Annotated in this window: 23 protein-coding genes; 9 read left to right on the top strand and 14 right to left on the bottom strand. The window is 42.4% G+C overall.

The genetic code is table 11. The features are described from left to right. Positions 1–175 precede the first annotated feature (175 nt). A complete protein-coding gene (locus LC608_RS27710) occupies positions 176–928 on the top strand; it encodes a hypothetical protein (protein WP_229556643.1) in 753 nt (250 codons plus the stop codon). 295 nt (positions 929–1223) lie between these two features. Here LC608_RS27710 and LC608_RS27705 read toward each other — a convergent pair whose 3' ends face one another. From LC608_RS27705 to LC608_RS27690, 4 genes are all read right to left on the bottom strand, one after another. Further along, positions 1224–1346, bottom strand: a complete 123-nt coding sequence (locus tag LC608_RS27705; protein ID WP_229556642.1) for a hypothetical protein — start codon at positions 1344–1346, stop codon at positions 1224–1226. A 10-nt stretch (positions 1347–1356) separates the two neighbouring features. After that, positions 1357–1512: a hypothetical protein gene (locus LC608_RS27700; RefSeq protein WP_229556641.1), complete on the bottom strand. Its 156-nt coding sequence runs from the start codon at positions 1510–1512 to the stop codon at positions 1357–1359. Positions 1513–1564: 52 nt separating this feature from the next. Next, positions 1565–1762, bottom strand: coding sequence for a hypothetical protein (locus LC608_RS27695; RefSeq protein ID WP_229556640.1), 198 nt, complete (start codon positions 1760–1762; stop codon positions 1565–1567). Positions 1763–1938: 176 nt separating this feature from the next. Beyond that, on the bottom strand, positions 1939–2778 hold the full coding sequence (locus LC608_RS27690; RefSeq protein ID WP_229556639.1) for a class I SAM-dependent methyltransferase: 840 nt from the start codon (positions 2776–2778) through the stop codon (positions 1939–1941). A gap of 247 nt (positions 2779–3025) precedes the next feature. Here LC608_RS27690 and LC608_RS27685 point away from each other — a divergent pair, with 247 nt between their 5' ends. Further along, positions 3026–3742 carry a methyltransferase domain-containing protein gene (locus tag LC608_RS27685; RefSeq protein WP_308189935.1) on the top strand — a complete coding sequence of 239 codons (717 nt, stop codon included), beginning with the start codon at positions 3026–3028 and terminating at the stop codon, positions 3740–3742. 173 nt (positions 3743–3915) lie between these two features. Continuing rightward, entirely contained in the window at positions 3916–4809 is an 894-nt protein-coding gene (locus LC608_RS27680) for a cation:proton antiporter (protein ID WP_229556637.1), read from the top strand. 240 nt (positions 4810–5049) lie between these two features. On the opposite strand, the gene LC608_RS27675 is transcribed toward LC608_RS27680, so the two are convergent. From LC608_RS27675 to LC608_RS27650, 6 genes are all read right to left on the bottom strand, one after another. After that, positions 5050–6462 (bottom strand): TolC family protein, encoded by a 1413-nt coding sequence (locus LC608_RS27675; RefSeq protein WP_229556636.1) that lies wholly within the window; start codon positions 6460–6462, stop codon positions 5050–5052. 108 nt (positions 6463–6570) lie between these two features. Beyond that, positions 6571–7242, bottom strand: coding sequence for an ABC transporter ATP-binding protein (locus LC608_RS27670; RefSeq protein ID WP_308189929.1), 672 nt, complete (start codon positions 7240–7242; stop codon positions 6571–6573). 114 nt (positions 7243–7356) lie between these two features. Next, the gene (locus LC608_RS27665) at positions 7357–8637 is read right to left on the bottom strand and encodes an ABC transporter permease (RefSeq protein ID WP_267871236.1); all 1281 of its coding nucleotides are present in this window, start codon (positions 8635–8637) and stop codon (positions 7357–7359) included. 106 nt (positions 8638–8743) lie between these two features. After that, positions 8744–9046 carry a hypothetical protein gene (locus LC608_RS27660; RefSeq protein ID WP_229556635.1) on the bottom strand — a complete coding sequence of 101 codons (303 nt, stop codon included), beginning with the start codon at positions 9044–9046 and terminating at the stop codon, positions 8744–8746. A gap of 84 nt (positions 9047–9130) precedes the next feature. Next, positions 9131–10720 (bottom strand): efflux RND transporter periplasmic adaptor subunit, encoded by a 1590-nt coding sequence (locus LC608_RS27655; RefSeq protein WP_229556634.1) that lies wholly within the window; start codon positions 10718–10720, stop codon positions 9131–9133. A 96-nt stretch (positions 10721–10816) separates the two neighbouring features. After that, positions 10817–11305 (bottom strand): hypothetical protein, encoded by a 489-nt coding sequence (locus LC608_RS27650; protein ID WP_229556633.1) that lies wholly within the window; start codon positions 11303–11305, stop codon positions 10817–10819. 432 nt (positions 11306–11737) lie between these two features. Here LC608_RS27650 and LC608_RS27645 point away from each other — a divergent pair, with 432 nt between their 5' ends. Further along, entirely contained in the window at positions 11738–12625 is an 888-nt protein-coding gene (locus LC608_RS27645) for a tetratricopeptide repeat protein (protein WP_229556632.1), read from the top strand. A gap of 407 nt (positions 12626–13032) precedes the next feature. On the opposite strand, the gene LC608_RS27640 is transcribed toward LC608_RS27645, so the two are convergent. Further along, the gene (locus tag LC608_RS27640; protein WP_229556631.1) at positions 13033–13434 is read right to left on the bottom strand and encodes a response regulator; all 402 of its coding nucleotides are present in this window, start codon (positions 13432–13434) and stop codon (positions 13033–13035) included. A 322-nt stretch (positions 13435–13756) separates the two neighbouring features. Between LC608_RS27640 and gyrA the strand changes: the two genes are divergently transcribed. The 4 genes from gyrA (at position 13757) to LC608_RS27620 (ending at position 17259) form a co-directional block, all read left to right on the top strand. Beyond that, positions 13757–16261 carry a DNA gyrase subunit A gene (gene gyrA / locus LC608_RS27635; RefSeq protein ID WP_229556630.1) on the top strand — a complete coding sequence of 835 codons (2505 nt, stop codon included), beginning with the start codon at positions 13757–13759 and terminating at the stop codon, positions 16259–16261. 9 nt (positions 16262–16270) lie between these two features. Then, a complete protein-coding gene (locus LC608_RS27630; protein WP_229556629.1) occupies positions 16271–16513 on the top strand; it encodes a hypothetical protein in 243 nt (80 codons plus the stop codon). Between the two features lie 31 nt (positions 16514–16544). Then, the gene (locus tag LC608_RS27625) at positions 16545–16736 is read left to right on the top strand and encodes a GNAT family N-acetyltransferase (RefSeq protein WP_229556628.1); all 192 of its coding nucleotides are present in this window, start codon (positions 16545–16547) and stop codon (positions 16734–16736) included. A 337-nt stretch (positions 16737–17073) separates the two neighbouring features. Further along, positions 17074–17259: a chlorophyll a/b-binding protein gene (locus LC608_RS27620; RefSeq protein WP_229556627.1), complete on the top strand. Its 186-nt coding sequence runs from the start codon at positions 17074–17076 to the stop codon at positions 17257–17259. A 147-nt stretch (positions 17260–17406) separates the two neighbouring features. Here the strand turns inward: LC608_RS27620 and rpoD are convergent, their stop codons facing one another. The 3 genes from rpoD to gyrB all read right to left on the bottom strand — a co-directional run bounded on the left by rpoD (position 17407) and on the right by gyrB (position 23020). Then, positions 17407–18576, bottom strand: coding sequence for an RNA polymerase sigma factor RpoD (gene rpoD / locus LC608_RS27615; RefSeq protein WP_069073375.1), 1170 nt, complete (start codon positions 18574–18576; stop codon positions 17407–17409). Between the two features lie 1643 nt (positions 18577–20219). After that, a complete protein-coding gene (locus tag LC608_RS27610) occupies positions 20220–20828 on the bottom strand; it encodes a fasciclin domain-containing protein (protein WP_229556626.1) in 609 nt (202 codons plus the stop codon). Positions 20829–21082: 254 nt separating this feature from the next. Beyond that, positions 21083–23020 (bottom strand): DNA topoisomerase (ATP-hydrolyzing) subunit B, encoded by a 1938-nt coding sequence (gene gyrB, locus LC608_RS27605; protein WP_229556625.1) that lies wholly within the window; start codon positions 23018–23020, stop codon positions 21083–21085. A 236-nt stretch (positions 23021–23256) separates the two neighbouring features. On the opposite strand from gyrB, the gene miaA reads away from it, so the two are divergent. After that, complete coding sequence (gene miaA / locus LC608_RS27600; protein ID WP_229556624.1) at positions 23257–24162, top strand: tRNA (adenosine(37)-N6)-dimethylallyltransferase MiaA; 906 nt, start codon at positions 23257–23259, stop codon at positions 24160–24162. Positions 24163–24165 lie beyond the last annotated feature (3 nt).

The following is a 24165-nucleotide window of genomic DNA, read 5'->3' as shown; positions in this document are numbered from 1 at the left end:
TAATATCAGGCAATATCATGCATATTTGATTATGCATTTTGTACTATAGTCTCATTTTTGGTGATATTGAAAATCGCACATTACAGCATTTTCAATAATTTTGCTTGTCTAATTTCTAATTAGACTTTATAGTAATACGGTGTTTTCCCTGACAATTGTTCGGCAGATTTTTACCATGAATTATTCTCACAAATTGCAGAAGTATTTGGCTGCTTTCTCTTTATCTGTAGTGTTAGTAGCTGATTTAGTAATCACACAAAAAGCTCCTCCAGCTTTTGCCCAGACGGTAAATTCATCTATCGGTAATGGTGTAACCTTCAGTTGCAATGATAGTGAAGCGACAATCAAAGCTAAAAATGGCCCCAGAGTATTTTATGGAAATACAGCCATTTACATTGGTTATCAGCAAGTCTCATCTAATAACAAAAACCCTGTGACAATCCGTTTCAATAGTGGTATCAAATCATGGTGTAGAACTGATTACGAAACAACCAATGACGACGGTACAGGTTACGGATTGTATTGGGATGGAGGCAATGTTTTATATGGCGTTTACTCCTCCACTGGTAGTCAGACTGGTAATGATTTTCGCCGCTTTGCAACTGGGCGTTGGTTGTCTAGCTATGGTAGCGGAGGCGGGCCAAAAGTCGCAGTTTTAGCCCGGATTAATCCAGCCAATGGCCAAGTTGACTATGCTACATTTTTATCTGCCAAAAGGGCGGATAATGGACAAACGAACTCTTTTGCTGTGCAAAATCTATCATGGAATGGCACAAATTTGACTGTGCAGGCAAAGTCATGGTGGACTCCTCGTGGCGCTAATACAAATTCCATGACTTGCACTGGTTCATCACCTTATCAATACACAGCAGTATTCACTGGCGATTTAACAAAGGTGAACTCGGCTTCAGCTCCTACGTGTAATTAAAGGCTAATGATTCAGCTATCAAACTGCAACGCGAGAGTCATTAGTTCTTGAGATACCACTCCGTCAGAGAACATGGTTTGAATAATAACGGTTCTTGACCTAGTGAAGTACAATTTTGGCCTCTCTGCAAACCTCTCTCTTTTTTAGGCTATCCATTACCCGGATCTTTCTTAACATTGCTGTAAGCCAGACTCTGAGGGGATGATAGAAGTAATAACCGCAGCATGATTGACCTTAGAAACAGAAAATAACTAAGGTATAGTGCGTAGGCGTAGCCCGCCGGAGGCATCGCTAACTACAGAGATGGAGATGGGGAATCTGAGTGGAGAAGTTTCCAGGTAGCGCCGATTACACGATATCGCCGCAACCCACGCCAAATGGTTTTCACTCCAGGTTCACCATCGCCTTTGCGGTTCAAAAAGCCGCGCCTATGTTGTAATCATGAGTACTGTTTGGCGTAAAGATGGTGGGTTATCTCGTGAGATAATTTTATTAATCGTGGCAGATAAAGACTGCCATTCACAGGCTTTTAAAACAGTGTCACAGCGCAACTCAGGATTAACTCGTGCTTGATAGTCAGCCATAATAATGGCCACGCCACAATTTAAAAAGTTGCCAGCGCCATGTGAAAAAGCCTCACAGTTTCCAGTTGTAATTTCTCAATTCCAAAGCCGCTTTTAAAACATAGTGATAGCGTCCGATTAACCAACGATATGTGTACCATTTCACATATCGTGCTGCATCTTCTAAATTATTAATTTTTAAGCTATTAATCAACAAGCAATTAATCGGATTAATCCCCAAAGACGGGTTTTGTTCTAGTGCTAGAATCAATTGTAACCTGACAGGTTTTAGCTGGGAACGTTCTTCGGTGATGTAATGGTACTTGAATGTCGATACTTGTAAACCGAATTGTTTAGTTTGCGTTTCTGGTACTATGTTCTGGAGTACGTTTAACCTCTATCGTAACTGTACCGCATAGTTTGGTTTGTCCAATAGCTTGTTTGGTCTTATTTTAAGTATTTTATTTGATAATTAAGAAAAATCCGGGTAATGGATAGCCTTTTGAAATAGAGGTTTGCAGAGAGATCAGAGTAACTAGAAGCGCTATAATCAGGTTTTTCAAATACCATTAAATGCTGTTGAGGTAACAAGTTTTTAGTTTCACGCCAAACCAAACCAACAGCTTGCATTTCTTTACGAACTTGCTTTTGAGTCATTTTGTGCAGACCTTTAATCATGATAAAGGGATTTTCACCCCGGTACTCAACCAGCACTACCCGACCACCTGGTTTAAGTGCTTTCACAATTCCTTGCATCACTTCTTGAGGATACTCAAGTTCATGATAAGCATCTACCATCAAAGCTAAATTGATACTTTCAGATGGTAAGTTTGGGTTACTAAGAGTTGCCAAAACAGGCTCAACATTGGTGATATTTTTATCTTTTTTGAACAACTCAATGATTTCCAACATTTCTGGCTGAACATCTACAGCTAATACCTTACCTGCTGTTAATAGCGGCGCAATGCGAAAGCTTAAGTAACCTGTACCAGCGCCAATATCTGCCACTACATCGTTAGGTTTTAGGTTGAGAAGGCTGACGATTTTACTTGGCTGTTCCTCTCCCTCTCGGCTTGGACGTTCTAGCCAGCCTGCACCTGTGTATCCCATAACTTTGGCAATTTCGCGCCCCATGTAATATTTGCCGATACCATCTGCGCTATGGATTATCCGTTGTTCGTAAACAGTACTGGATGAAGTCGCGGCTTGTGCTGTCAGGCTTGGATTCAGCAGCAAGCAACTTAATATCACAACAAAAGTTACTATAAAGTGGAGAAAATTTAACATTTGGTTATGACTGATCTAGATAGCTATAGCAATCCGATTTGATTTCTGAATCACTCGTAGAGGTAAGGGACTGGGGACTGGGGACTGGGGACTGGGGACTGGGGACTGGGAAGAAGGAATAAAGATGTACTGAGTTTTGTTCAAAAATCAAATATGAGTCCTATATAAGCAGCAACTAAAAGAATTCTATGGCAATAGAACTACTTATGACCATGAAGAAGGTACTCGCCATCCTCTAGATGCCAAGATTTTACTTGAATTTGTGACGCTGCATTCGGGACAGAAAATCCTTGATGTGGCGACTGGAACTGCTTTAGTTGCGATACCCGTATCTGAAAAAGTTGGTTCAGAAGGCTATGTGATTGGGATTGATATGACCCCTGGAATGTTGCATCAAGCAAGACTTAAAATTGCAGCAGCAAACTTACAAAATATCGAGTTAATTGAGGCGGATGCAGCATATTTCAACTTTAGTCATAGTAGTTTTGATGTTGTCTTTTGCTGTGAGGTAATTTTACTTTTTCCTGATATACTTGCTATTTTAAAAAAATGGTATCGCTTCTCGAAACCCGGAGGATTTGTGACATTTACCTGTCCTCCCGAAACAGCCTTTATGGCATCTCTTCAGCAGAAGATCTGCGCTAGAGTTTTGGGGGTATCGCTACCCCATATCCTTGAACCACTAGGGACTCCAGAAAAATGTCGAAATTTGCTCAATCAGGCAGGTTTTAAAGATATTGAAATTAAGATTGAGCCATCAGGACGTTATCGCCCTCTTAGGGATAACAGATTATCTGTGATAGCAATGAAGATAAATTTTAAAGGTAATCCACTGTTGTCAAAATTATCACAAGAACAATTAAATCAGTTGCAAGTTGAGTACAAAGCAGAAATTGAGAAACTAGCAACCGATCAAGGTATTTGGGAAGATACTACAAAGTTTTTTGTTCGCGCTCGAAAATAAGTTGATGAGCTTTGCTGCTGAACTGACAGATGAGCGCGATCGCACATAATAGTCTTACCGTTACTAATGACAATGACAGTTCAGCCTCCTAGACCGATGTCGAAGTAAACATTTTCAAGATTTACTTGAAGCAGCCTATGTAAAAAGTTGTAATCCAACCTGTGGACGTTTATATGCAAAACCTATCCCTGATGTTAGTGCCTGTACTCGCTGCACAGAAAGCAGCAGGTGACGGTTTAATTAAACCTCTTGGTCATCATGAACTGCTGTTGGTGTTGGTGCAACTGTCATTATTGCTTCTCGTAGCGCGGGGATTAGGTGAGTTAATGCGCCGGATTAACCTACCGCCTGTTGTTGGAGAATTACTGGCGGGTGTGGTGCTTGGTCCTTCTCTATTTGGTTTGCTCCTTCCAGACTTACAGGCACACATCTTTCCCCAAAGTCAAGAACAGTCTAATTTACTTTCGGTGATTTCTTGGTTAGGCGTGTTATTTTTGCTGATTGTGACTGGGTTGGAAACGGATCTCAAGCTGATTCTTCGTAAGGGTAAAACGGCTCTGTTGATTTCACTAGGCGGAATTATTGTCCCGTTTATCACCGGATTCGGATTGGGCTGGCTATTGCCAGATAGTTTTTTAGCCGATCCAGAAAAGCGACTAGTATTCAGTCTGTTCATAGCCACAGCAATGAGTATTTCGGCAGTACCAGTGATTGCTAAGGTGCTGATGGACTTAAACCTGATTCGCCGTGACATTGGTCAAGTCACATTAGCTGCTGGGATGACTGACGATACTATCGGCTGGATTTTACTTTCTGTGGTTTCAGGTTTAGCTAGTAGCGGCAAATTTGACCTTGGGACAATTTTCCATTCGGTGAGTGCGGCTATATTATTTTTAGCGATCGCTTTTACAATTGGACGTACCATCGTAGACCAGATTTTGCGCTGGGTTGATGACTATGTTGGTGGAGTCGCCGCGAGTATGTCGGTTGTGCTGATTCTTGCGCTCTCTTCAAGGAACCAGATCAGAAAGGGAAATCCTCAAGTTTGCCCAAACCAAGGAAGTTGACTCTACTTAAGCCCATTGCCCAGTAGCGGTAATTACTACGCCATAGATGTTTTCAGCTAAAGCTTAGATTACGACTGAGATTGTGACTGGGGAGTGGGGAGTAGCGTAGTTCAATTACTAGAAAAACGCTGTAATTCGTAGCAAATTCTTGGCGTACCTCTGCGTTTAAATTTAAACTCTCAATTCGCCACGATTTTAGACAAAGCAGTACTAAGCAAACTTTTCTTTAATGATTTGACCTTAGCGCGATCCTCTAGAAGTAACTGATCTTTGCAAATTAGCTAGAGCGCGATTGTAATCCAAAATAGCTGCGACTCGATTACCTTCTGCTCTTGTCAGGTCATTTTCAGCAGAAATCACTTCTGTTTGAGTACCTACACCAGCTTGGAACCTCAGCCGTGCTAAATTCAGAGCTTCCCTAGCTTGATTTAAAGCCACACTAGAAGTCTGCACATTATTCAAATTGGATTGCAATTGAGAATAGTACTGTTCTACATCAAAGCGAATTAGGTCGCGCTGGCTACCAAATTGAGACTCTGCGATCGCAATATTAGCTGTCGACTGAGCCGCCCTTGCTCTTGCAGCTCCGGCATCAAATAAAGTGAGATTTCCGTTAAGTCCCAATGAATAGACATCACTAATGCTGGCGCCATCATTAAACCGATCTGACAGGTTGTAGTTGGCTGCCAAACTAATTTGCGGCCCTAGCTGTGAAAGTGCCTGTCGTCGCTGTTGCTCGGAAATATTACGTTGTGCTAATTGCTGTTGCAATTCTGGGCGATTTTGAAATGCTTGGACAATACTTTGTTCTACCGTCTGCGGCCAAAGACCGGCTATTTGTACAGGATCTGCGGCACTAATATCAGCTGACTCTGACAAACTTAACAACGTGGCAAGCTGACGACGGGCAATTTGCTGCTGCGAGATAGCATTAGTCAGTTCTTGTTGAGCGTTTGCTAAATTTACCTGAGCTTGCAGCACATCAAACCGCGTACCCACTCCAGCCTGTTCTCTGGCTAGAGTATCTCGCAAACTAGCTTGGGCATTTTCCACAGCAGCTCGATTAATTCTTACTTGTTCATCTGCTTGTTGCAAATTATAGTATTGAGTTGTGGTATTCAAACTAATTGTCAAAGATTGATTTTCAACATTCAATTGATCCACGCGTAGTTGTTCTTGGGCAGCTTGGATTGCCGCTTGTCGATTACCGGAGGTATAAACGTCATAATTCAGTTGGGCTGAACCACTAAAAGAGGTGCTGCTTTGAGATGAATTATTAGTAAAACCATTACCCCTATTAGTCACGCTACTGTTAATTCCCAGAGTAGGAAACAAGGCAGCTTGAGACTCGCGTAGCGCAGAACGACTGCGTTCTAGCTGTAATAGGGCTACCTGTAAATCTCGATTGTTGCGTCGTGCTAGTTCCAAAGCTTGTGCCAAACTGATTGGGACAATTCGCTGAATCTTTACTTCCTGCGGTTTGGTAGGAAATTGGAGAGGATTAGGGCTGGGGTTGAGGTAATTGGGAACCTGTACAGGGCTGGAGGTATTCTGGGCTTTTGGGGGAGTTGCTGCACTTGCTGCATTTGGAAAAAGAATAGCGAATGCTACGGTAACCCAGGTAAAATGCACGAAGAATAAACTGAAATTCATAAATAGATTGTAGTTATTAATTAGTTTTTGAGGATATAATCACAACTTTTTATCTTAATTGATCTACGGGAATTTTAAATTCCTCCTCAAAAAACTGATATTAACAAATTACCCTACAATCAAGCCATCCTGAACTCGAATAATCCTTTTGGTTTGAGCCGCGATATCTGGTTCATGAGTGACAATCACAATCGTGATCCCTTGGTCATTAAGTTCTGTCAGCAAACTCATCACCTCACGAGAAGTTTCAGTATCTAAAGCTCCTGTTGGCTCATCTGCCAAAACTAATGCAGGTCGATTGACCAAAGCACGAGCGATCGCTACCCGTTGTTGTTGTCCCCCAGATAGTTGACTAGGACGATTAGATATGCGTCCCCCTAGCCCTACCTTTTCCAAAGCATCTAATGCCCTTTGACGGCGTTTTGGCTTAGGCAAGTTAGCGTAAACCATTGGTAACATAACATTTTCCAGCGCTGTTGCCCGCGCCAATAAGTTAAATTGTTGGAAAACAAAACCAATCCTTTGGTTACGAATATAGGCTAATTCATCATCATCAAAAGTCGTCAGGTTTCTACCTTCAAAAATATAGTCTCCAGTTGTCGGACGATCCAGACATCCTAAAATATTCATGAGTGTAGATTTTCCCGAACCTGACGCACCCATAATCGAGACATATTCCCCTTCCTCAATAGAGAGTTCAATTCCCTTGAGGATTGGAACACTAACTTCTCCCAAGTGGTAAGTTTTAGTAATAGATTCCATCCAAATCATTGTGGGCATAAAAGTTAGGAGTTAGGAGTTAGGAGTTAGGAATTACGAATTACGAATTACAAATTACGTTAGCGTTCGTGTAGCGTCTTTTAGAGAAGCGGGACGTAGCCCATTACGAATTATTTAGTCGCTACGTAAAGCAGTAATTGGATCTAATTTGGATGCATTCCGTGCTGGAATTACCCCAGCGACTAAGCCAACGCTCAATGAGAGTCCAAAGCCAGCAATAATTGACAATAAAGAAATTACAAAGGGAAATTTGAAAGTGTTTGCAGCTATAAAGGCTAATAAAATGCCAGTGACCATCCCAATACATCCACCAACAATGGAAATCATGATCGCTTCGGTTAAAAATTGATTAAGTATTGCAGAATTGGTGGCTCCTACGGCTTTGCGAATCCCGATTTCTCGTGTCCGCTCAACTACGGAAACCAGCATAATGTTGGCAATACCGATTCCACCAACCACTAACGAAATTCCAGCGATCGCTACCACCATTACTGTAAATAAACCCACAATATTAGTGAAGGTACTAACAATATCAGCTTGATTGGTCAGTCGAAAATCATCAGCTTGCGGCGGATAAATGTTGTGACGCAGCCGTAAAAGATTCGTGACTTGAAACTGAGCGGCTTCTAACTGTTCCTGATTAGCGCCTTTAACTAAAATTCCATTTACAGAAACGCCTACAAGGGCATTGTTCCCAACCAGTCTCTTCGACATAGTAGTTAGAGGAATAAAAACCTGGTCATCTCGATCCATCGGCCCCTGAGAACCTTTAGGTTCCATCACCCCAATTACTTCATAAGCCTCTCCCTGAATGCGAATTCTCTCGCCGATAGGATTTACACCCTGTGCAAAGAGGGTTTTTTGAACTGTAGGACCAAGAATAGCTACCTGTGCGGTAGTATCTAGTTCTTCTTGAGTAAAATATCTCCCTTGTTGAGGATGGGTATTTCTAACTTCTGGGTAGTTCAAATCTGTGCCATAAATCGTTGTTGAGGTGTTCTGTCCTGCATATACAACTTGAGCGCTGCGTTGAAGATAGGCAGAAACCATCTGTGCTGATGGGGCTTGTGTAGCGATCGCCTTTGCATCTTCCCAAGTCAAGGTGCTGCTAGAACCTACTCCTTGTCGGACATTTCCGCTTCTTGCTGCACCCGCCAAAATTTGGATCACATCTGTACCCAATGCTTGTATCTGTTGCTCAACCCCCTTTTGTACTCCCTGACCAACAGAAGTAATGGCAATGACTGAAGAAATCCCAATAATTACGCCCAACATAGTTAGACCTGTGCGTAATTTGTTACTCCACAGAGTCTCTGCCGCCATTGTCAAGATTTCCAGCAACGGCACTGTGCGAGTATTCTTAGTTTTGTAAAAGCCCTTAAATATCTTAAACATAAAGTTTTATTTGAAACTCAATACAATTCAGTTAAGCATTTCTTCTTTCTCTTCCTTTGCGTCCTTCTCTAACGAGACGCTACGCGATGGCGTCCTTTGCGGTTCGTTAAAAAAGTTGAACCTTTTTACTCGGTAGTTGAGCCTTTTTACTCGACAGTTGAGCCTTTTTACTCGACAGTTGAGCCTTTTTACTCGACAGTTGAGCCTTTTTGCTCGATAGTTGAGCCTTTTTACTCGGCAGTTGAGCCTTTTTGCTCGACAGTTGAGCCTTTTTGCTCGACAGTTGAGCCTTTTTACTCGGCAGTTGAGCCTTTTTACTCGGCAGTTGAGCCTTTTTGCTCGACAGTTGAGCCTTTTTGCTCGACAGTTGAGCCTTTTTACTCGGCAGTTGAGCCTTTTTGCTCGGCATTTGAACCTTTTTACTCCCCTTTCTGTTCCATCCCCCTGCTCCCTTGCCTGTTTTTAACTAAACCCTATTGATTTAAAACTAACTTTAAGGGGAACCACCAGCAGAACCACCGCCTGAACGACCTCCGCCGCCACCGCCTGAACGACCTCCGCCACCACCTGCTCCACCTCCTCCTAGACCAGGGAAAACTCCTCCTCTTGGTGTTGATTGCGGACGCGATCCTGGTGGGAAACTGAGCAATACCCTTTCGTTTCCTGTCAATCCAGACTTAACTTCAGTAAAGTTATTCGCGCTGACACCAGTCTCAATAGGAGTAAACACAGGTCTATTATTCTTTCCTGCCACAAATACACCTGTGGCATTTTCTTGCCGCACCACCGAGGCGGTTGGTACTACTAGAACATTTTCAACTTGACCGACTTGAAAATCTACTTCCGCATTCATCCCAGATCGCAGTAGCCTTTGAGGGTCTGAAAGTGATACTCTCACTTCAAAACTGGTGACGTTTTGCTCTACTATTGCTTGGGCAGCAATTTGGCTGACTTTACCTTCAAAGGTTTTTCCTGGATAGGCATCAGCTTTAATCGAGACTTTTTGACCAAGGCTGATTTTGGAAATATTTGTTTCCGCTAAATTTGCGACAACTTCATTTGTTGAAGCTAGAGACAAGATTGAAGAAGAAGAAGAAGAAGCTACTTCACTACTGGCTGTTGTCGGTGTCACGAAAGCGCCGGGATCAGCAAACTTCTTTGTCACCACACCATCAAAAGGTGCGCGAATAATTGTGTCATTGATTTCGGCTTGGATGTTTTGCAGCGAACCGCGAGCAGATGTTACCTGGGCGCGGGCTGCGTCAATATCTTCTTGGCGCGTTCCGGCTTTTAGAAGTGCCAAAGCTTGCTGTCTTTGCTTCACCACAGCTTGTGCTTGCTCAATGTCTTCTGGACGTGACCCAGCTTTTTGCAACCCCAACGCTTGTTGTGCTGCATTTACAGTAGCTTGGGCGCTGTCGCGATCTGCACGACTTTGGTTGAGAGTCTGAAGGGAAATACCGCCTGCATTGTAAAGTTGTTGATTGCGGAGAAGATTATCTTCTGCTTTTCTTAGAGCCGCTTGAGTGTTTTGTAACTGTGCTTGTGCTTGGGCAATATCTTGAGAGCGATTGCCTGCTTGTACCTTTTGTAGATTCGCCTCGGCTTCGTCTAATGCTCCCTGTGATTGACCAATATCTTGAGGGCGATTACCTGCGATCGCCTTTTGCAGATTCGCCTCGGCTTGTGCCAATTGTCCTTGAGCAGAGGTGAGTTGCCCCCGCAAGTTGGAATCATCCATGTAAGCAACAATCTGTCCCTGTTTGACGATATCTCCTTCTTTCGCCAACAGGCTTTTCAGGATGCCGGAATTTTTCGGGCTGAGGTTGATTGACCGCTCAGGTTTCACCGTTCCATTCGCTGAAACTGTGATTGTTAAACTCTGCCTTTCTACAGGTTGTGTCAGCACCCGTCGTCTAGCTTCTTGACGGGGAGCAACCGTTACTTGGTAATAAACGGCATAACCAATTCCACCCAAAAGGCAAAGAGCAATTAGCCAAGACCAATTACGTTTCCCCCTTTTTTTCTTTACCTCTGGAACCAAAACTGATGAATCTACGGTCTTTAGTGTATCAAGTTTCATATAATTTCGTTTAAAAAGAACGGCTACCGAGCTAGTTATTCACGGCTAATATAGCCTGGTAGCCCTATACCAACAATGATTTTGAGTTTTTATGTTTTAAAGGTTTATTTGCAGTACCAATCCACTAGGAAGTCTGAAGTAATCATCACGCACTCTAACTAATCTCCCAGCAGGAACAATTTCCTGATTAGGAAGAAGAATATCCCCGTTGGGAAGTCTGAAGTAACCTTGATTACGCAGTCTGGCTATGGATCTAGCAGGAATAATTTCTCCATTGGGATATCTGATGTCACCATTACCAAGTCTGACTACTCTGTTATTGAATCGGTTGTTGCGGTTCCAATTATCCCGATCTCTAGGGTTTCTGATTTCTACAGGATAGGGTCTGCCCTTGGGGTTCCAATTACTTCTGTCTCGATTTCTGTCTTCTCTATAGTTGCGTCTGCCGTCGCGATCCCAATTTTGATTGCGATCGCCAACAACATATACTTTCGTCTGGGCACTTGCAGGCGCAGCCAAGAGAGTGGGAACAACGATCAGGGCAGCAGCAGCTAAGACTATGGATAGCCGATTTGCTTTCAACATGGAATTGATTCCTTATTTGTATTAAAGTTATATGCTGAGGTTTGAATTCAGCAATCTTTAGACAGTTATTGTTGTTTTGGCATCAAGGTGTTTAATATTCCCCTCTTCGTATAAATTCATACATATCAATTATTGCTTAAAACGTCCAAACCAATGTATGACCAAAGTCATTAGTAATTCCAAACTGATGTATGACCAAAGTCATAAGTTTTTTTAATGGGGAGTGGGGAGTGGGGAATGGGGAATAGCAAGAGGACAAAAAGAATTGGGACAAGGGAAAAACTTATTGCAAGTTCTCACCTCTTGTCCCCCTGCTCCCTGCCTCCTGTCCCCTACCTCCTGCCTTTCTTTGTAAGATTTTGCTACCGTCAACAGCGCAGATCGTTTAAGCTAGCTGAAAGATTCTTTGATTAGTGGCTTAAAGGCGGTAATGTGCCTAAACATGTTCGTTTGATTTCTTTTCTAATGGTCTGTAGTTTATGGAGTATGCCAAAAGCCGCTAACGCGCAGGCATTAATACCCCATACATTGCAACTAGATGGGACAAAGTTAGAGAAGCAGGGGTTGACCTTGGCCCAAGAAGCAGCTCAACTGGCTCAGTTTCAACAGATTGATTTAGCTTTGCCACGAGCGCGGCTGGCTAGTCAACTGGCTCCTAAGAATGATAAAGTGTGGCTGCTCTTAGGTGGATTGCAACTGCAAACCAAAGAGTTTGACGGGGCGATCGCTAGCCTGAAAAGAGCGCAATCTATCAACCCGAAAAATGGTGATATTTTGTTTGCTTTGGGTTCAGCTAATTTTCAGCAGAAAAATTACCAAGCAGCTATTGTCAATTACCAAGACGGTTTGAAGTTAAAACCCAATGATCCAGAGGGTTTGTTTAATTTGGGTAATGCTTACTATCTGCTGGGTAGATTGCCAGATGCGATCGTACAGTACAATACAGCAGTTTCTCAAGATAAAAAATTCTGGCCGGCGCTCAACAACATTGGCTTAATCAACTACGAACAGGGTGATATCCCCGGAGCGATTAAGCGATGGCAATCTGCTGTAACCCTTGATAAGCAAGCCGCAGAACCATTATTAGCCTTGGCAGTGGCATTGTATACTAAAGGCGACCGCCAACAAGGATTAAGCTTGGGAGAAGCCGCACTCCGCATCGATCAGCGCTATGCTAATTTGGATTTCCTCAAAGAAAATCTCTGGGGCGATCGCTTACTGTCTGATACGAAAAAATTCTTAGAATTACCCCGTATTCAAGCAGCCTTACAGCAACGAGAAAACTCATCATCAGCCCCTGAACAACAGCCTACTCAATAGAAGTTAGGAGTTAGGAGTTAGGAGTTAGGAGTTAGGAGTTAGGAGTTAGGAGTTAGGAGTTAAAAGTTAGGAGTTAGGAGTTAAAAGTTAGGAGTTGGAAGTTAAATATTTCAACAGTTATCAGTTAATTTGTCCATTGGGAGTCAGAGTCCCCCACAACTAACAAGTGGTGTGTTTCAGTCGGGGTGGTCACGTAGCTCTTGCTGAAGTGTCAAATCCCCGATTGAAACAGTGATAACTTTTCACTGATTTAACTCCTCACTCATAACTCCTAACTCCTAACTCTCCTATTACCACTTGCCTAACAGTACCTTTTCGTAGTACATCTATACTAAACTGACTAAATACAGGAAGTAGTCGCCCAAAAACCTTTGCGGGCGAGTTTTCCTGAAATAAGTCGTCAATTCTTAGTCGTCTGTGGGTAGAAGTGCAATGATTTGATCAACAAACTGTTGATGGTCAACAACTGGCTTAGAAATGTAACCATCAGCGCCGCTTTGCTTGAGAAAGTTTTCGCGATCGCCTTCCATAGCATGTGCCGTCACCAAAATAACGGGTAAGTTTGCTGTTTTAGGATCAGATTTTAACATTTGTGTAATTTTGATTCCATCAACAGATTTACCTTGGTAAACGCTTCTAGACAGAGAAACATCCATCAAAATCAGGTCGGCTTCTCCTGATTGGGCAATTTTCATTACTTCTTCAACATTTTCAGTGTGTTTTACACCCAAGCCGCCACGCTTGGACAAAATTTTGGAAAAAACACGAGCATTAATTAGATCGTCTTCGACAATTAAAACAGTTTTCATGAGATTTTTAGTAATAGAGGTAGAGGTAAGGCGATTAGGCAATTCAAAATTTAAAATGAGAAAATGCAGTCATGGCAAGTATCCTAGCTATGGAGTCTATACAAATTAAGTGTGCAGCATATCATTCGATTAAAACAGCTACCTGCTATCTGTTTCCTTTTTAATAGTCAATGTACATCCTGTCATCAAGGATGATACTACTGCTTTTTCTTTTATGACTATCAATATTTTGTTAGGAATCCCATTTCATCCGTTATGCTGTGGTTGCTGCAATATTGAGTTCCGACGGCTTTAGTGTAGTTAAATTTCAGGGAAAAAACTCATGGCAAAACAGTTAAACCTTCTCGCAACGGGACAGGTAATTACAACAGCCCTGCATACCGAGATGCAACGGTCTTATCTAGAATATGCCATGAGCGTGATTGTCGGGCGAGCGCTACCAGACGTGCGTGATGGCTTAAAACCAGTGCATCGCCGCATTCTATATGCCATGCACGAACTCGGTTTAGTACCAGATAGACCCTATCGAAAATGTGCCCGTGTAGTGGGTGATGTGTTGGGTAAATACCATCCCCACGGCGACCAATCAGTTTACGATGCTTTAGTCAGGCTGGTACAAGATTTTTCTAGCCGCTATCCCTTGCTGGCAGGACACGGTAACTTTGGCAGTGTCGATAATGACCCGCCAGCAGCGATGCGTTACACAGAAACGCGCCTCGCACCCATCAGCCATGAGGGAATGCTGACAGAAATTGGCGAAGAAACTGTGGAATTTGTCGGGAACTTCGATAATTCCCAGCAGGAACCAACGGTGTTACCTGCTCAGTTGCCGTTTCTGTTGCTCAATGGCTGTTCTGGTATTGCTGTGGGAATGGCGACGAATGTTCCACCCCACAACTTAGGGGAAGTTGTCGATGGGTTAATTGCATTAATTGACAACCCAGATTTGCCAGATGAAAAGTTATTTGAGTTAATTCCAGGGCCAGACTTTCCCACTGGTGGAGAAATAATTGGTGAGACTGGAATTCGAGAAGCATATACCACAGGTAAAGGTGGGATTCTGCTGCGGGGAGTTGCGACTCTGGAGGAAATTCCAGCGACAAGGGGAAGCAAGCGACGGACGGCAATTATCATTACAGAATTGCCTTATCAAGTGAATAAGGCTGCCTGGATTGAGAAGGTAGCGGACTTAGTAAATCAAGGACGCTTGCAAGGAATTTCTGATCTTCGAGATGAAAGCGATCGCGAAGGGATGCGGGTGGTAATTGAACTCAAACGCGATACCAATACCCAAGAAGTTCTCCAGCATTTGTATCACCAAACTGCTTTGCAAATGACTTTTGGGGCAATTCTTCTAGCAATAGTGAATGGACAACCCCGCCAGTTAAGTTTGCGTCAACTGTTGCAGGAGTTTTTGAGTTTCCGAGAAGAGACGCTGAACCGTCGCTACAATTACGAGTTGGCGAAGTCCCAAAGTCGTGTGCATTTGCTGGAAGGTTTACTCAAAGCACTATCTAATTTGGATCAGGTAATTGAAATTTTGCGGCAAGCTCCCGATGGCAGTACGGCAAAAATAAACCTTTGTAGCCGACTAGATTTGAGTGAGGTACAAGGAGATGCAATTCTGGCTATGCCGTTGCGTCGCCTCACCAGTTTAGAACAGCAAAATTTGCAGCAGGAATTTGAGCAGATAAGTGAACAAATTAGATTGTTGGAGCTATTACTCAACGATCGCCGAGAGTTACTCAAGGCGCTGAAAAAAGATTTGCGATCGCTCAAACGCAAGTACAACGATCCCCGGCGTACTAAGCTAGCACCTACCAGCACCGATACAAGGATACAAGAGAACAAAGGAACAAGGGGACAAGGAGTAGAGGAAGAAGAGGAACTTAAATCTTCTGAACCAGCAGAAGAAGCGGTTTTAGAGTTTACCCAACGGGGTTATGTGCGCCGCACCCAGCCATCTGGGAGAAAATCAAAAGCTGAAAATGGTCTGCATGATAACGACTTCATTATCCAAACTGTGTTGACTGACACAGAGAAAGACTTGCTAGTACTAAGCGCTAGTGGCAAAGTTTATCCTGTGAAGGTGGGAGAAATTCCCCCAACCACTGGACGTTCTCCACGGGGGAAACCTTTGATTACCATGCTCAGTAGTACTGCTCAAGGCGCTCAAGAAGCAGTAGTCAGCCGCTTTTTGCTGCCGGAAAATCTCGAAACTAAGCAGATGATTCTCTTAACAAAAGAGGGACGGATTAAGCGGCTGTCTCTGGGAGAATTTACTAACTTGACTCGGCGCGGAATCACAATTTTAAAGCTCAAAGACGATGATGAATTGTCATTTACCCAGTTCACCAAACCGGGGGATCATCTGATTTTAGCTAGTTCCGGTGGGCGACTGTTACGCTTTGCAGTCAATGATGAACAATTACCGATCATGGGACGCACAGCGATGGGTTTACAAGCATTTCGGTTATTGAAAAATCAGCAAATGGTTGGCTGTGTCACTGTCGGTAAAGATGACCAACTACTGCTAGTTACTCAAGAAGGATATGCCAAGCGAATGCCTGCGAGCCAGTTAAGAGCGGCTAATCGCGGCGATTTAGGGACGCAAGCGCTGAAATTCGCCAGCAAAACTGACAACTTAGCTGGTATGGTTATAGCGACGATCGCATCTGCCGAGGTAGCTTTAGTGACGAATAAAGAGCGGGTAGTGCGGTTACCTGTGGAAACAGTGCCAATATTGGGCAAAGATGTTAAAGGTGAGAGTATCATCCAACTCAATCGCGATGAAAAAATTATCACCGTTGCGGAAGTGCGATCGTAAATTACGGTGATGTTCAACTTGCGACAACCCAACTTGCAGGATTTAGAGGCGCTAATCCAACTGCGTCTCGAACTCCTGCGGGAGGCTGGCGATATAAAAGGTAGCTCTGATACCACAAACCTAGTAGAAGCAACTCGAAAATATCTTGGAGAAAAAATGCCGTCGGGTGAGTTTTTAGCTTGGGTAGCTGAAGTAAATTATCAAATTGTTGCCACTAGCGGCTTGGTATTTTTTCAACGACCCCCCTTATAACGGCAATTTTTCAGGCTTAGAAGCCTACATTATGAACGTTTATACAATTCCGATGTGGCGAGAAGAGGGAATTGCAACAGCATTATTAAAGAAAATTATCAGCTTTGTGAGAGAAACTGAGGCAAAACGCCTCTGGCTTCACGCCACTGAGGATGGTAAACGTATCTATGAGAAGCTTGGTTTTGTCTCCACTTCAAAAGAAATGGAAATGGTCTGGTATTGAGCTAAGTATTTTTGACTCCAAATATCTCTATAAATTATCAAATAGTTTTTTAATTTTAAAATAACAAACTCTATATAAAATCAAGCAATGCAAGTTATTTACTTGAATAATACTCTCAATAAGCTATATTATTTATGACAGTAAAAATTTACATAACATTTCTTCTCCCTCGGTAAATCTAACTGAAGGCAGATATTTTAATCTGTATAAACAGCAATTGCTGTTTATGTCAAGGTATGGAAACAAAAGTATAAAATATGTTGCCTTTCTAAAAATATTTGTTATATTAGTTTACATAAGGCAATAAACCTTAAAAATTAAGTTTGGAGTCTGAACCATGACAAATGTAACCACAGCAAAAGTAACTACTCCTGTAATTGAAGATCGCAACGCTTGGCGTTGGGGCTTTACCCCACAAGCAGAAATTTGGAACGGTCGCTTAGCAATGATTGGTTTTTCAGCAGCCGTTTTGGTTGAGCTTTTTTCTGGTCAAGGCTTTCTACATTTTTGGGGCATCCTATAAGTTTTAATATCTAAGATGACCTATAAATAAAAAAACCTGGAGTGCTAATTCACTACCAGGTTTTTTATTTTTTTGTAATTAGTCAGTTGTCCTTTGTTTATTTACTAATGACCAATGACCAATGACTAATGACTAATGACTAATTGACTACCGAATATACTCTTTGAGAACGCTGTTACGATTTGGGTGGCGTAACTTGCGGAGTGCTTTCGCTTCAATTTGACGAATGCGTTCGCGGGTGACGTTGAAAATCTGTCCGATTTCCTCAAGAGTCTTCATCCGACCATCATCCAAGCCGTAACGCAGTCTGAGAACATCGCGTTCACGAGGACTTAGACTATCGAGGACTTTTTCAAGGTCTTCGCGCAGAAGGTTTTTGGAAACTTGGTCTTCTGGAGTTTCACCATCAGATTCAATAAAATCGCCCAATCGAGAATCTTCTTCTTTACCAATGGGCGTTTCTAATGAAATAGGTAGCTGGGCAGATTTAGCAATAAACCGCAACTTCTCAATGGTCATTTCCATGCGAGTGGCGATTTCTTCTTCAGTCGGTTTGCGACCCATTTCTTGAGATAGTAACTTGGTAGTTTTCTTAATCCGAGAGATGGTTTCGTAAAGGTGAACTGGAAGACGAATTGTGCGGGATTGATCTGCGATCGCGCGGGTAATTGCTTGACGAATCCACCATGTAGCATAAGTGGAGAACTTATAACCTTTTTCGTGGTCAAACTTTTCAGCGGCACGAATCAAACCGAGACTGCCTTCCTGAATTAAGTCTTGGAACGACAAACCACGATTCATGTACTTCTTGGCAATTGAAACTACAAGACGGAGGTTAGATTGCACCATCTTGTCTTTCGCCCTACGACCAACATGGAGGCGATAACGAAAAGCTGGCAAAGGTAGTTGTACTGCTTCTGCCCATTCACTATCTCTAGGATCGCGATCTAACTGTTCACAGAGCCTTTCCCGAACCCTCTCTAATTCCAGCAAATCAGCGATTTTCCGCGCCAATTCAATTTCTTCGTCTGCCCGCAACAGCCGAATTCTACCAATTTCTTGCAAGTAGAGCCGAATTGAATCTTCGGTATAGTGCTTCTTCTTGCTTTGTGTCCGACGACGCGATTTAGCGGCTTTTCCAGACTTTGCGTCGTCCTCATCAGACTGAGGCTCTAAAAATTCCTCGTCACCTTCATCGATGATCAGCAAGTCCTCTTCATCGTCTATTAAGAGTTCTTCTAACTCGAGCTCAGGCTGATTTATTATTTCTAGGTCAGGCTGATATATGCTTTCGAGTACGTTGTTAGCCTGGTTCATGCCGCGTTCCTCATGCTCCTTGCAGAATCAATTACTCAAGATGTGTTTACTGCTCTTTTAAACGAGCTATTCATCAACCGAAAATAAACTTTTTGGCCGATTTGCCAAAGATATTTTCGGAGGTTTTTTACTTTAGTTTAAGCGATTACTAAAAGTGACTTGCTCATCTTAGTAAATGTTATGTGTGTTGCTATCACACACTGCTTTCAACTAACTGGTCAAATAAAAGACTCGCCTTTATGAAAAAATTTGCCACTCTATACTAATGAGTTCAGACTGTTGGCAGATTTTCCTAGAAAGACTCTTCCGATTGTAGCCTGTTTCACAGAAATTGCACTCTTTTTGTGTATTAATCATGAACTTCTAAAGCAATTATTAGCCACTATTACCAAAAAGACATTAAAAACGGGAGTTATACTCTTAAATTTTTCTCCACTTTTCGGAATTGCAGTGACCCTCTTATTACATTACAAAGTAAGTACGTTTGCTTTTGCTGAATTTCATGTATTTTACACAACATTTATTACTTAGGAAGAGTGAATTTTATGTTAACTCAGACGATTCATCTTAATCTACCCATTTTTACATTTTCTTCACAAATTACGCATTCCTTAGACTAAACCGGGTCTTGACCTTGGGTAAATACAACAAGGGTATAGTGCTTGCCTCAAAGCAGTTAACCTTCTGCGTACCAATTACCTTAACTGAGGAGTTGAGGTTGTGGCAGAATCGACCTGATAGCAGATCAATTTAGGTTTAACTAATTTGGTCTTATTCACACGTTAGCGCACTGTGGCGATTTCAGCCCTATGAAACTTGACAAACTTTTTTTATTGTATACAAGGATATTTTAATCAATACAAAAAGAATTTGTCCTGCGAACTCGCCAGTATAGTCTTATTTAAGGCAAAAGTTCATTAGATACATCCGATACAATAGCGATCGCTAAGGCACTATATGAAGATATTAACAAGTTTGCTGCCAGATGGTGTCCGCTTCCAGTAGGCATTACCTCGAACAAGGAGAATCCTGAAGATTGCCTGATGATTTGGTTACAAAATTTTTTTTACGTAAGTATATTGTAAACTTCAATACTTTTATTCCAGTAACTTTCTGTCATCTTATTATGAGAAATCCTCAAAATACTTATTAATTGCTGTTTGATAGATGAGATTCAGTTATTTTCTTAAAGCATAACAAATGTGTTTCTAGCTGGTGGACAAAAAATCAGCCAATCAGTGCAAAGAGTATTATCTTAACTAAACTTCCATAAAGTTGGTAGTTTAGCTAACACTAGAAGATTGAATTTTTGTAAAATATTGACAATAAGCAAATTATATGGGTACTTAGGGACTTCCAACTAAAAAAATATCCTATCGCGGTGTAGGCAGAGGGGCAGGGAGCAGGGGGCAGGGGGAGAAAGAAAAATATTATCTGAGTAAATTGGATAATTTATTTTCTGGAAGTCCCTTAGCAACTTAAAAATTTAGAATTTTTGTAGTTATGTCGCACTGACTTACCGCTTACGTGGTAAGGCAACCTAATTTTTTTTAATCGATTGTTATGTTAGCGTCCAGTTTTCGCTAGAGATAGGTTTAAAAGCTACCCCTAGCGAAAACTAGAAACTGTAAGCAATGCTTGAACTACCGTGGTGTTGGAGTGGTTTTTAGATTTGGGGCAAAATTAGGTGGTAGAAGTACCTGGTCAACTATATGAACGATGCCGTTGCTAGCTGGGATGTCTGGCTGAGTCACTTTAGCGTTGTTGACTGTGATTGAGTTGCTGGCACGATCAACAGTGATTTGAACAGGACTACCCTCAATTGTTTTAACTTGTCCAGATGTCAATTGCTGCGAGGTAATTCCCCCAGGTATAACGTGGTAGGCCAGAAGCTTGACTAATTGTTGTTTGTTTGCTGGCTCTAAGAGTTGGTCTAAAGTAGTTTTTGGTAAAGCAGAGAAAGCGGCGTCAGTAGGTGCAAATATTGTGTAAGGGCCTGGTGCAGCAAGCTGTTCAGTTAAGCCTGCGGCTTGCACTGCTCGGATGAGGATTTGAAACTGTCCCTGGCTGGCTGCTGACTTTGCCAGTTCTGCTAAATTTTGGGTGGCAATGGTGGCAGTAGGAGTTGGGGTGACAGGAGGGACAGTTACTGTAGGACTTTCGACAGGTTGAGCGCAGGCAGACAGAGCAACCAAGCTACTTATGCCAATAATATTGAACAATATTTTTACTATGCCTTTGCTCGCTTTCATAGCTTTGTCTAAAATCCAGTTAAATAAGGAATTATTGACAATATCTAATGAATTTATGGATATAGTCACTCATCTAACGACATAGTTTGTAGTCTGAAAAATATTAATCCAAAATATTTATATATTTCTTAGTTTGTCATCCACTGAAATAAATAGTTTTTATAGCAATTTTGGATCTAAAAAAGGTAATGGGTGATACGTTTTCACCCATTACCAATGTCACAAATTATTGAAGTCGTGCCAGAGAATTGATATTAGATATCTAAATCGGTAAAGTTGAGTTTAGAACCATAGGTTTCGATGAATTCTCGTCTGGGAGCGACGCGATCGCCCATTAAAATTGTGAAGATGCGATCGGCTTCGGCAGCGTCCTCAATTTCGACTTGCTTCATTTTGCGGGTTTCTGGGTTCATTGTGGTGTCCCAGAGTTGTTGTGGCATCATTTCACCCAAACCTTTGAAGCGTTGGATGGTGTAGTTAGCGTTAGCAGGGAATTTGGCAATTGCTTGATTTTTTTCGCGATCGCTATAGCAGTACTCATGATTACGTCCCCGTTCTACTTTAAACAGTGGGGGACAAGCAATATAAATAAAGCCTTGTTCGATCAGCGCTCGTTGATATCGATAGAAGAATGTTAACAACAAAGTCCGAATGTGCGCCCCATCTACGTCAGCGTCCGTCATAATGACTATGCGGTGATAACGCAATTGGGTGGAATCGAATTCATCACCTTTGACACCTAAACCGAGTGCTGTAATTAACGCTTGAACTTCGTTATTTTTATAAATTTTGGCATCGTCGGTTTTTTCAATGTTGAGAATTTTACCACGTAGAGGCAAGATAGCTTGAGTGCGGCGATCGCGTCCTTGTTTGGCACTCCCACCGGCTGAATCCCCTTCCACGATGAATATCTCCGATTCGCTGGGATCGCGAGAACTGCAATCTGCCAATTTACCAGGTAATGGCGAAGATTCCAGCACCGATTTGCGCCGAACTAATTCCCGCGCATGACGCGCTGCTTCTGCGGCTTTGAAAGCTTGGATAGCTTTATCTAAAATTGAGTCTGCGATCGCAGGATGAAATTCTAAGTACTCTGTGAGGACTTCTCCTACCAAAGAATCAACAATTCCTCGAACTTCAGTGTTACCGAGTTTGGTTTTGGTTTGTCCTTCAAATTCTGGATCTGGAACTTTAACCGAAATTACCGCAGTCAAACCTTCACGGACGTGTTCGCCACTGAGGTTAGGTTCATTCTCTTTAATTTTATTGCGCTTGCGAGCGATCGCATTTAATGTCCGAGTTAGAACTGCCTTCAACCCTTCTAAGTGCGTACCACCATCCACTGTCCGAATATTGTTGGCAAAACCTAGAACATTATCCGTATAAGCATCAGTACACCATTGTAATGAAACTTCTACTTGCACATTGTTGCGTTCGCCCTGCACATAGATAATTTCTTCATGCAACGGCTGCTTCTCGCGGTTCATGTAAGCGATATATTCTTTAATACCACCCTTGTAATCGTAGGATTCTACTTTCGGTGTATCGCTTTTTAGTAATTCTAGACGGTGGTCAGTAAAGGTGATTTTGACACCTGCATTCAGATATGCCAATTCCCGTAGGCGACCTGATAAAGTGATGTAATCAAACTCAATGCTAACAGTGAATATTTGCGTATCTGGCTTAAAAGTAACAGAAGTTCCAGTTCTAGCTTCTTTATAAGGCTTTACTTGCAGTTCACTAACTGGGATACCGCGTTCATAGCGTTGGAGATAAACTTTTTTATCTCGCCAAACTGTAACTTCTACAACCTCAGACAGGGCATTAACAACAGAAATACCAACCCCGTGCAATCCTCCAGAAACTTTGTAACCACCGCCGCCAAACTTACCACCGGCGTGTAGTACCGTCATTACGGTTTCCAAAGCCGATTTTCCGGTGCGCGAGTGAGTATCGACGGGAATACCGCGACCATCATCTGTTACAGTCACCGAACCATCAGCGTTGATATCCACCTCTATATGAGTGCAATGACCCGCCAAAGCCTCATCAATTGAATTGTCCACCACCTCGTAAACTAAATGGTGGAGTCCTCGCGGCCCAGTAGTACCGATGTACATTCCTGGTCTTTTGCGGACGGCTTCCAGACCTTCCAGAACTTGAATCTGATCGGCACTGTAACTGCTCGTCATGTAAACTCTCCTGATGCGTGGGGTTGAAATCGCCTAAAGGCAAATAAAAGCAAAAACACTCCAAAATTGTAACACAAAAGCCTTGCTGGCGTCTGTAGGGCATTTTCTAGAGAAGTTTATACTGGGGTTGCACTACCGTGGAAGAGGGGCAGGGGAAGGGGAGCAAGGGGAGCAGGGGAGGCTGGCGTTGCAGGGGGAGAATAGTTTAATAACTAATGACAAATGACTGATGACTAATGACTAAATTAATTGTGATTTGTGGAGCGACGGCAACGGGTAAATCTGGTTTAGCTTTGGCTTTGGCGATGCGGTTGGGTTCTGTAATTCTCAGTGCTGATTCTCGTCAAGTTTACCGTGAGTTTGATATTGGGACGGCGAAACCAACTGTGGCTGAACAAAAATTGGTGCCGCATTATTTAATAGATATCTGCAATCCAGCAGATATCATGACAGTAGCAGACTATCAGGAGCAAACACAAGCCTTAATTGCTTCTGTTGGTGTTACACCACTGTTTCTAGTTGGTGGCACTGGTTTATATATCCGTTCCATTGTCCAAGGGATGAAAATTCCGAGAGTTGCACCACAGATGGAATTGCGATCGCAGCTTGAATCTCTCGGTCAATCACAACTCTACGCAATGTTACAACAAGTTGACCCCGTTGCAGCACAAAAGATTCATGGCAATGATTTACTGCGAACTTTAAGAGCATTAGAGGTATATTATGTTACTGGAAATCCAATTTCAGAACAACAAGGGGAGAATCCACCCAATTATCCGATTTTGCAAATTGGTTTAGATTGCGATGTTGAAAAGTTGCTTACTCGTATTCAACAGCGTACTGAGAAAATGATAGCAAATGGTTTGGTTGCTGAAGTGGAGTATCTTTGTCAAAAATATGGCGTTGATTTGTCTTTGTTGAATACTTTGGGCTATCAAGAAATCAAGCAATATTTGGCTGGGGATATTTCCTTAGATGAAGCGAAAGAATTAACAATTTTGCATACGCGACAATTTGCCAAACGACAACGCACTTGGTTTCGAGCCTATCCCCAAATTGAATGGTTTGATGCAGATGATCCTAATTTATTAGAGAAGGTTTGGCATAGGATAAATGAGTTTATAAGTTGCATAAGTTTGTGAGAT

Origin of the sequence: Nostoc sp. XA010, assembly GCF_020829625.1 — a bacterium.
Lineage (GTDB): Bacteria > Cyanobacteriota > Cyanobacteriia > Cyanobacteriales > Nostocaceae > Nostoc.
Note: the sequence above shows the minus strand (reverse complement) of the source record. Positions and strands in the feature narration are given on the sequence as shown.

Excerpts from the sequence above, each read along its gene's own strand:
- LC608_RS27710 (WP_229556643.1), top strand. The coding sequence starts at position 176 with ATGAATTATTCTCACAAATTGCAGAAGTATTTGGCTGCTTTCTCTTTA.
- LC608_RS27700 (WP_229556641.1), bottom strand. The coding sequence starts at position 1,512 with ATGGCTGACTATCAAGCACGAGTTAATCCTGAGTTGCGCTGTGACACT.
- LC608_RS27690 (WP_229556639.1), bottom strand. The coding sequence starts at position 2,778 with ATGTTAAATTTTCTCCACTTTATAGTAACTTTTGTTGTGATATTAAGT.
- LC608_RS27680 (WP_229556637.1), top strand. The coding sequence starts at position 3,916 with ATGCAAAACCTATCCCTGATGTTAGTGCCTGTACTCGCTGCACAGAAA.
- LC608_RS27675 (WP_229556636.1), bottom strand. The coding sequence starts at position 6,462 with ATGAATTTCAGTTTATTCTTCGTGCATTTTACCTGGGTTACCGTAGCA.
- LC608_RS27670 (WP_308189929.1), bottom strand. The coding sequence starts at position 7,242 with ATGCCCACAATGATTTGGATGGAATCTATTACTAAAACTTACCACTTG.
- LC608_RS27665 (WP_267871236.1), bottom strand. The coding sequence starts at position 8,637 with ATGTTTAAGATATTTAAGGGCTTTTACAAAACTAAGAATACTCGCACA.
- LC608_RS27660 (WP_229556635.1), bottom strand. The coding sequence starts at position 9,046 with ATGCCGAGCAAAAAGGCTCAACTGCCGAGTAAAAAGGCTCAACTGTCG.
- LC608_RS27655 (WP_229556634.1), bottom strand. The coding sequence starts at position 10,720 with ATGAAACTTGATACACTAAAGACCGTAGATTCATCAGTTTTGGTTCCA.
- LC608_RS27650 (WP_229556633.1), bottom strand. The coding sequence starts at position 11,305 with ATGTTGAAAGCAAATCGGCTATCCATAGTCTTAGCTGCTGCTGCCCTG.
- LC608_RS27640 (WP_229556631.1), bottom strand. The coding sequence starts at position 13,434 with ATGAAAACTGTTTTAATTGTCGAAGACGATCTAATTAATGCTCGTGTT.
- gyrA (WP_229556630.1), top strand. The coding sequence starts at position 13,757 with ATGGCAAAACAGTTAAACCTTCTCGCAACGGGACAGGTAATTACAACA.
- LC608_RS27630 (WP_229556629.1), top strand. The coding sequence starts at position 16,271 with ATGTTCAACTTGCGACAACCCAACTTGCAGGATTTAGAGGCGCTAATC.
- LC608_RS27625 (WP_229556628.1), top strand. The coding sequence starts at position 16,545 with ATGAACGTTTATACAATTCCGATGTGGCGAGAAGAGGGAATTGCAACA.
- LC608_RS27620 (WP_229556627.1), top strand. The coding sequence starts at position 17,074 with ATGACAAATGTAACCACAGCAAAAGTAACTACTCCTGTAATTGAAGAT.
- rpoD (WP_069073375.1), bottom strand. The coding sequence starts at position 18,576 with ATGAACCAGGCTAACAACGTACTCGAAAGCATATATCAGCCTGACCTA.
- LC608_RS27610 (WP_229556626.1), bottom strand. The coding sequence starts at position 20,828 with ATGAAAGCGAGCAAAGGCATAGTAAAAATATTGTTCAATATTATTGGC.
- gyrB (WP_229556625.1), bottom strand. The coding sequence starts at position 23,020 with ATGACGAGCAGTTACAGTGCCGATCAGATTCAAGTTCTGGAAGGTCTG.
- miaA (WP_229556624.1), top strand. The coding sequence starts at position 23,257 with ATGACTAAATTAATTGTGATTTGTGGAGCGACGGCAACGGGTAAATCT.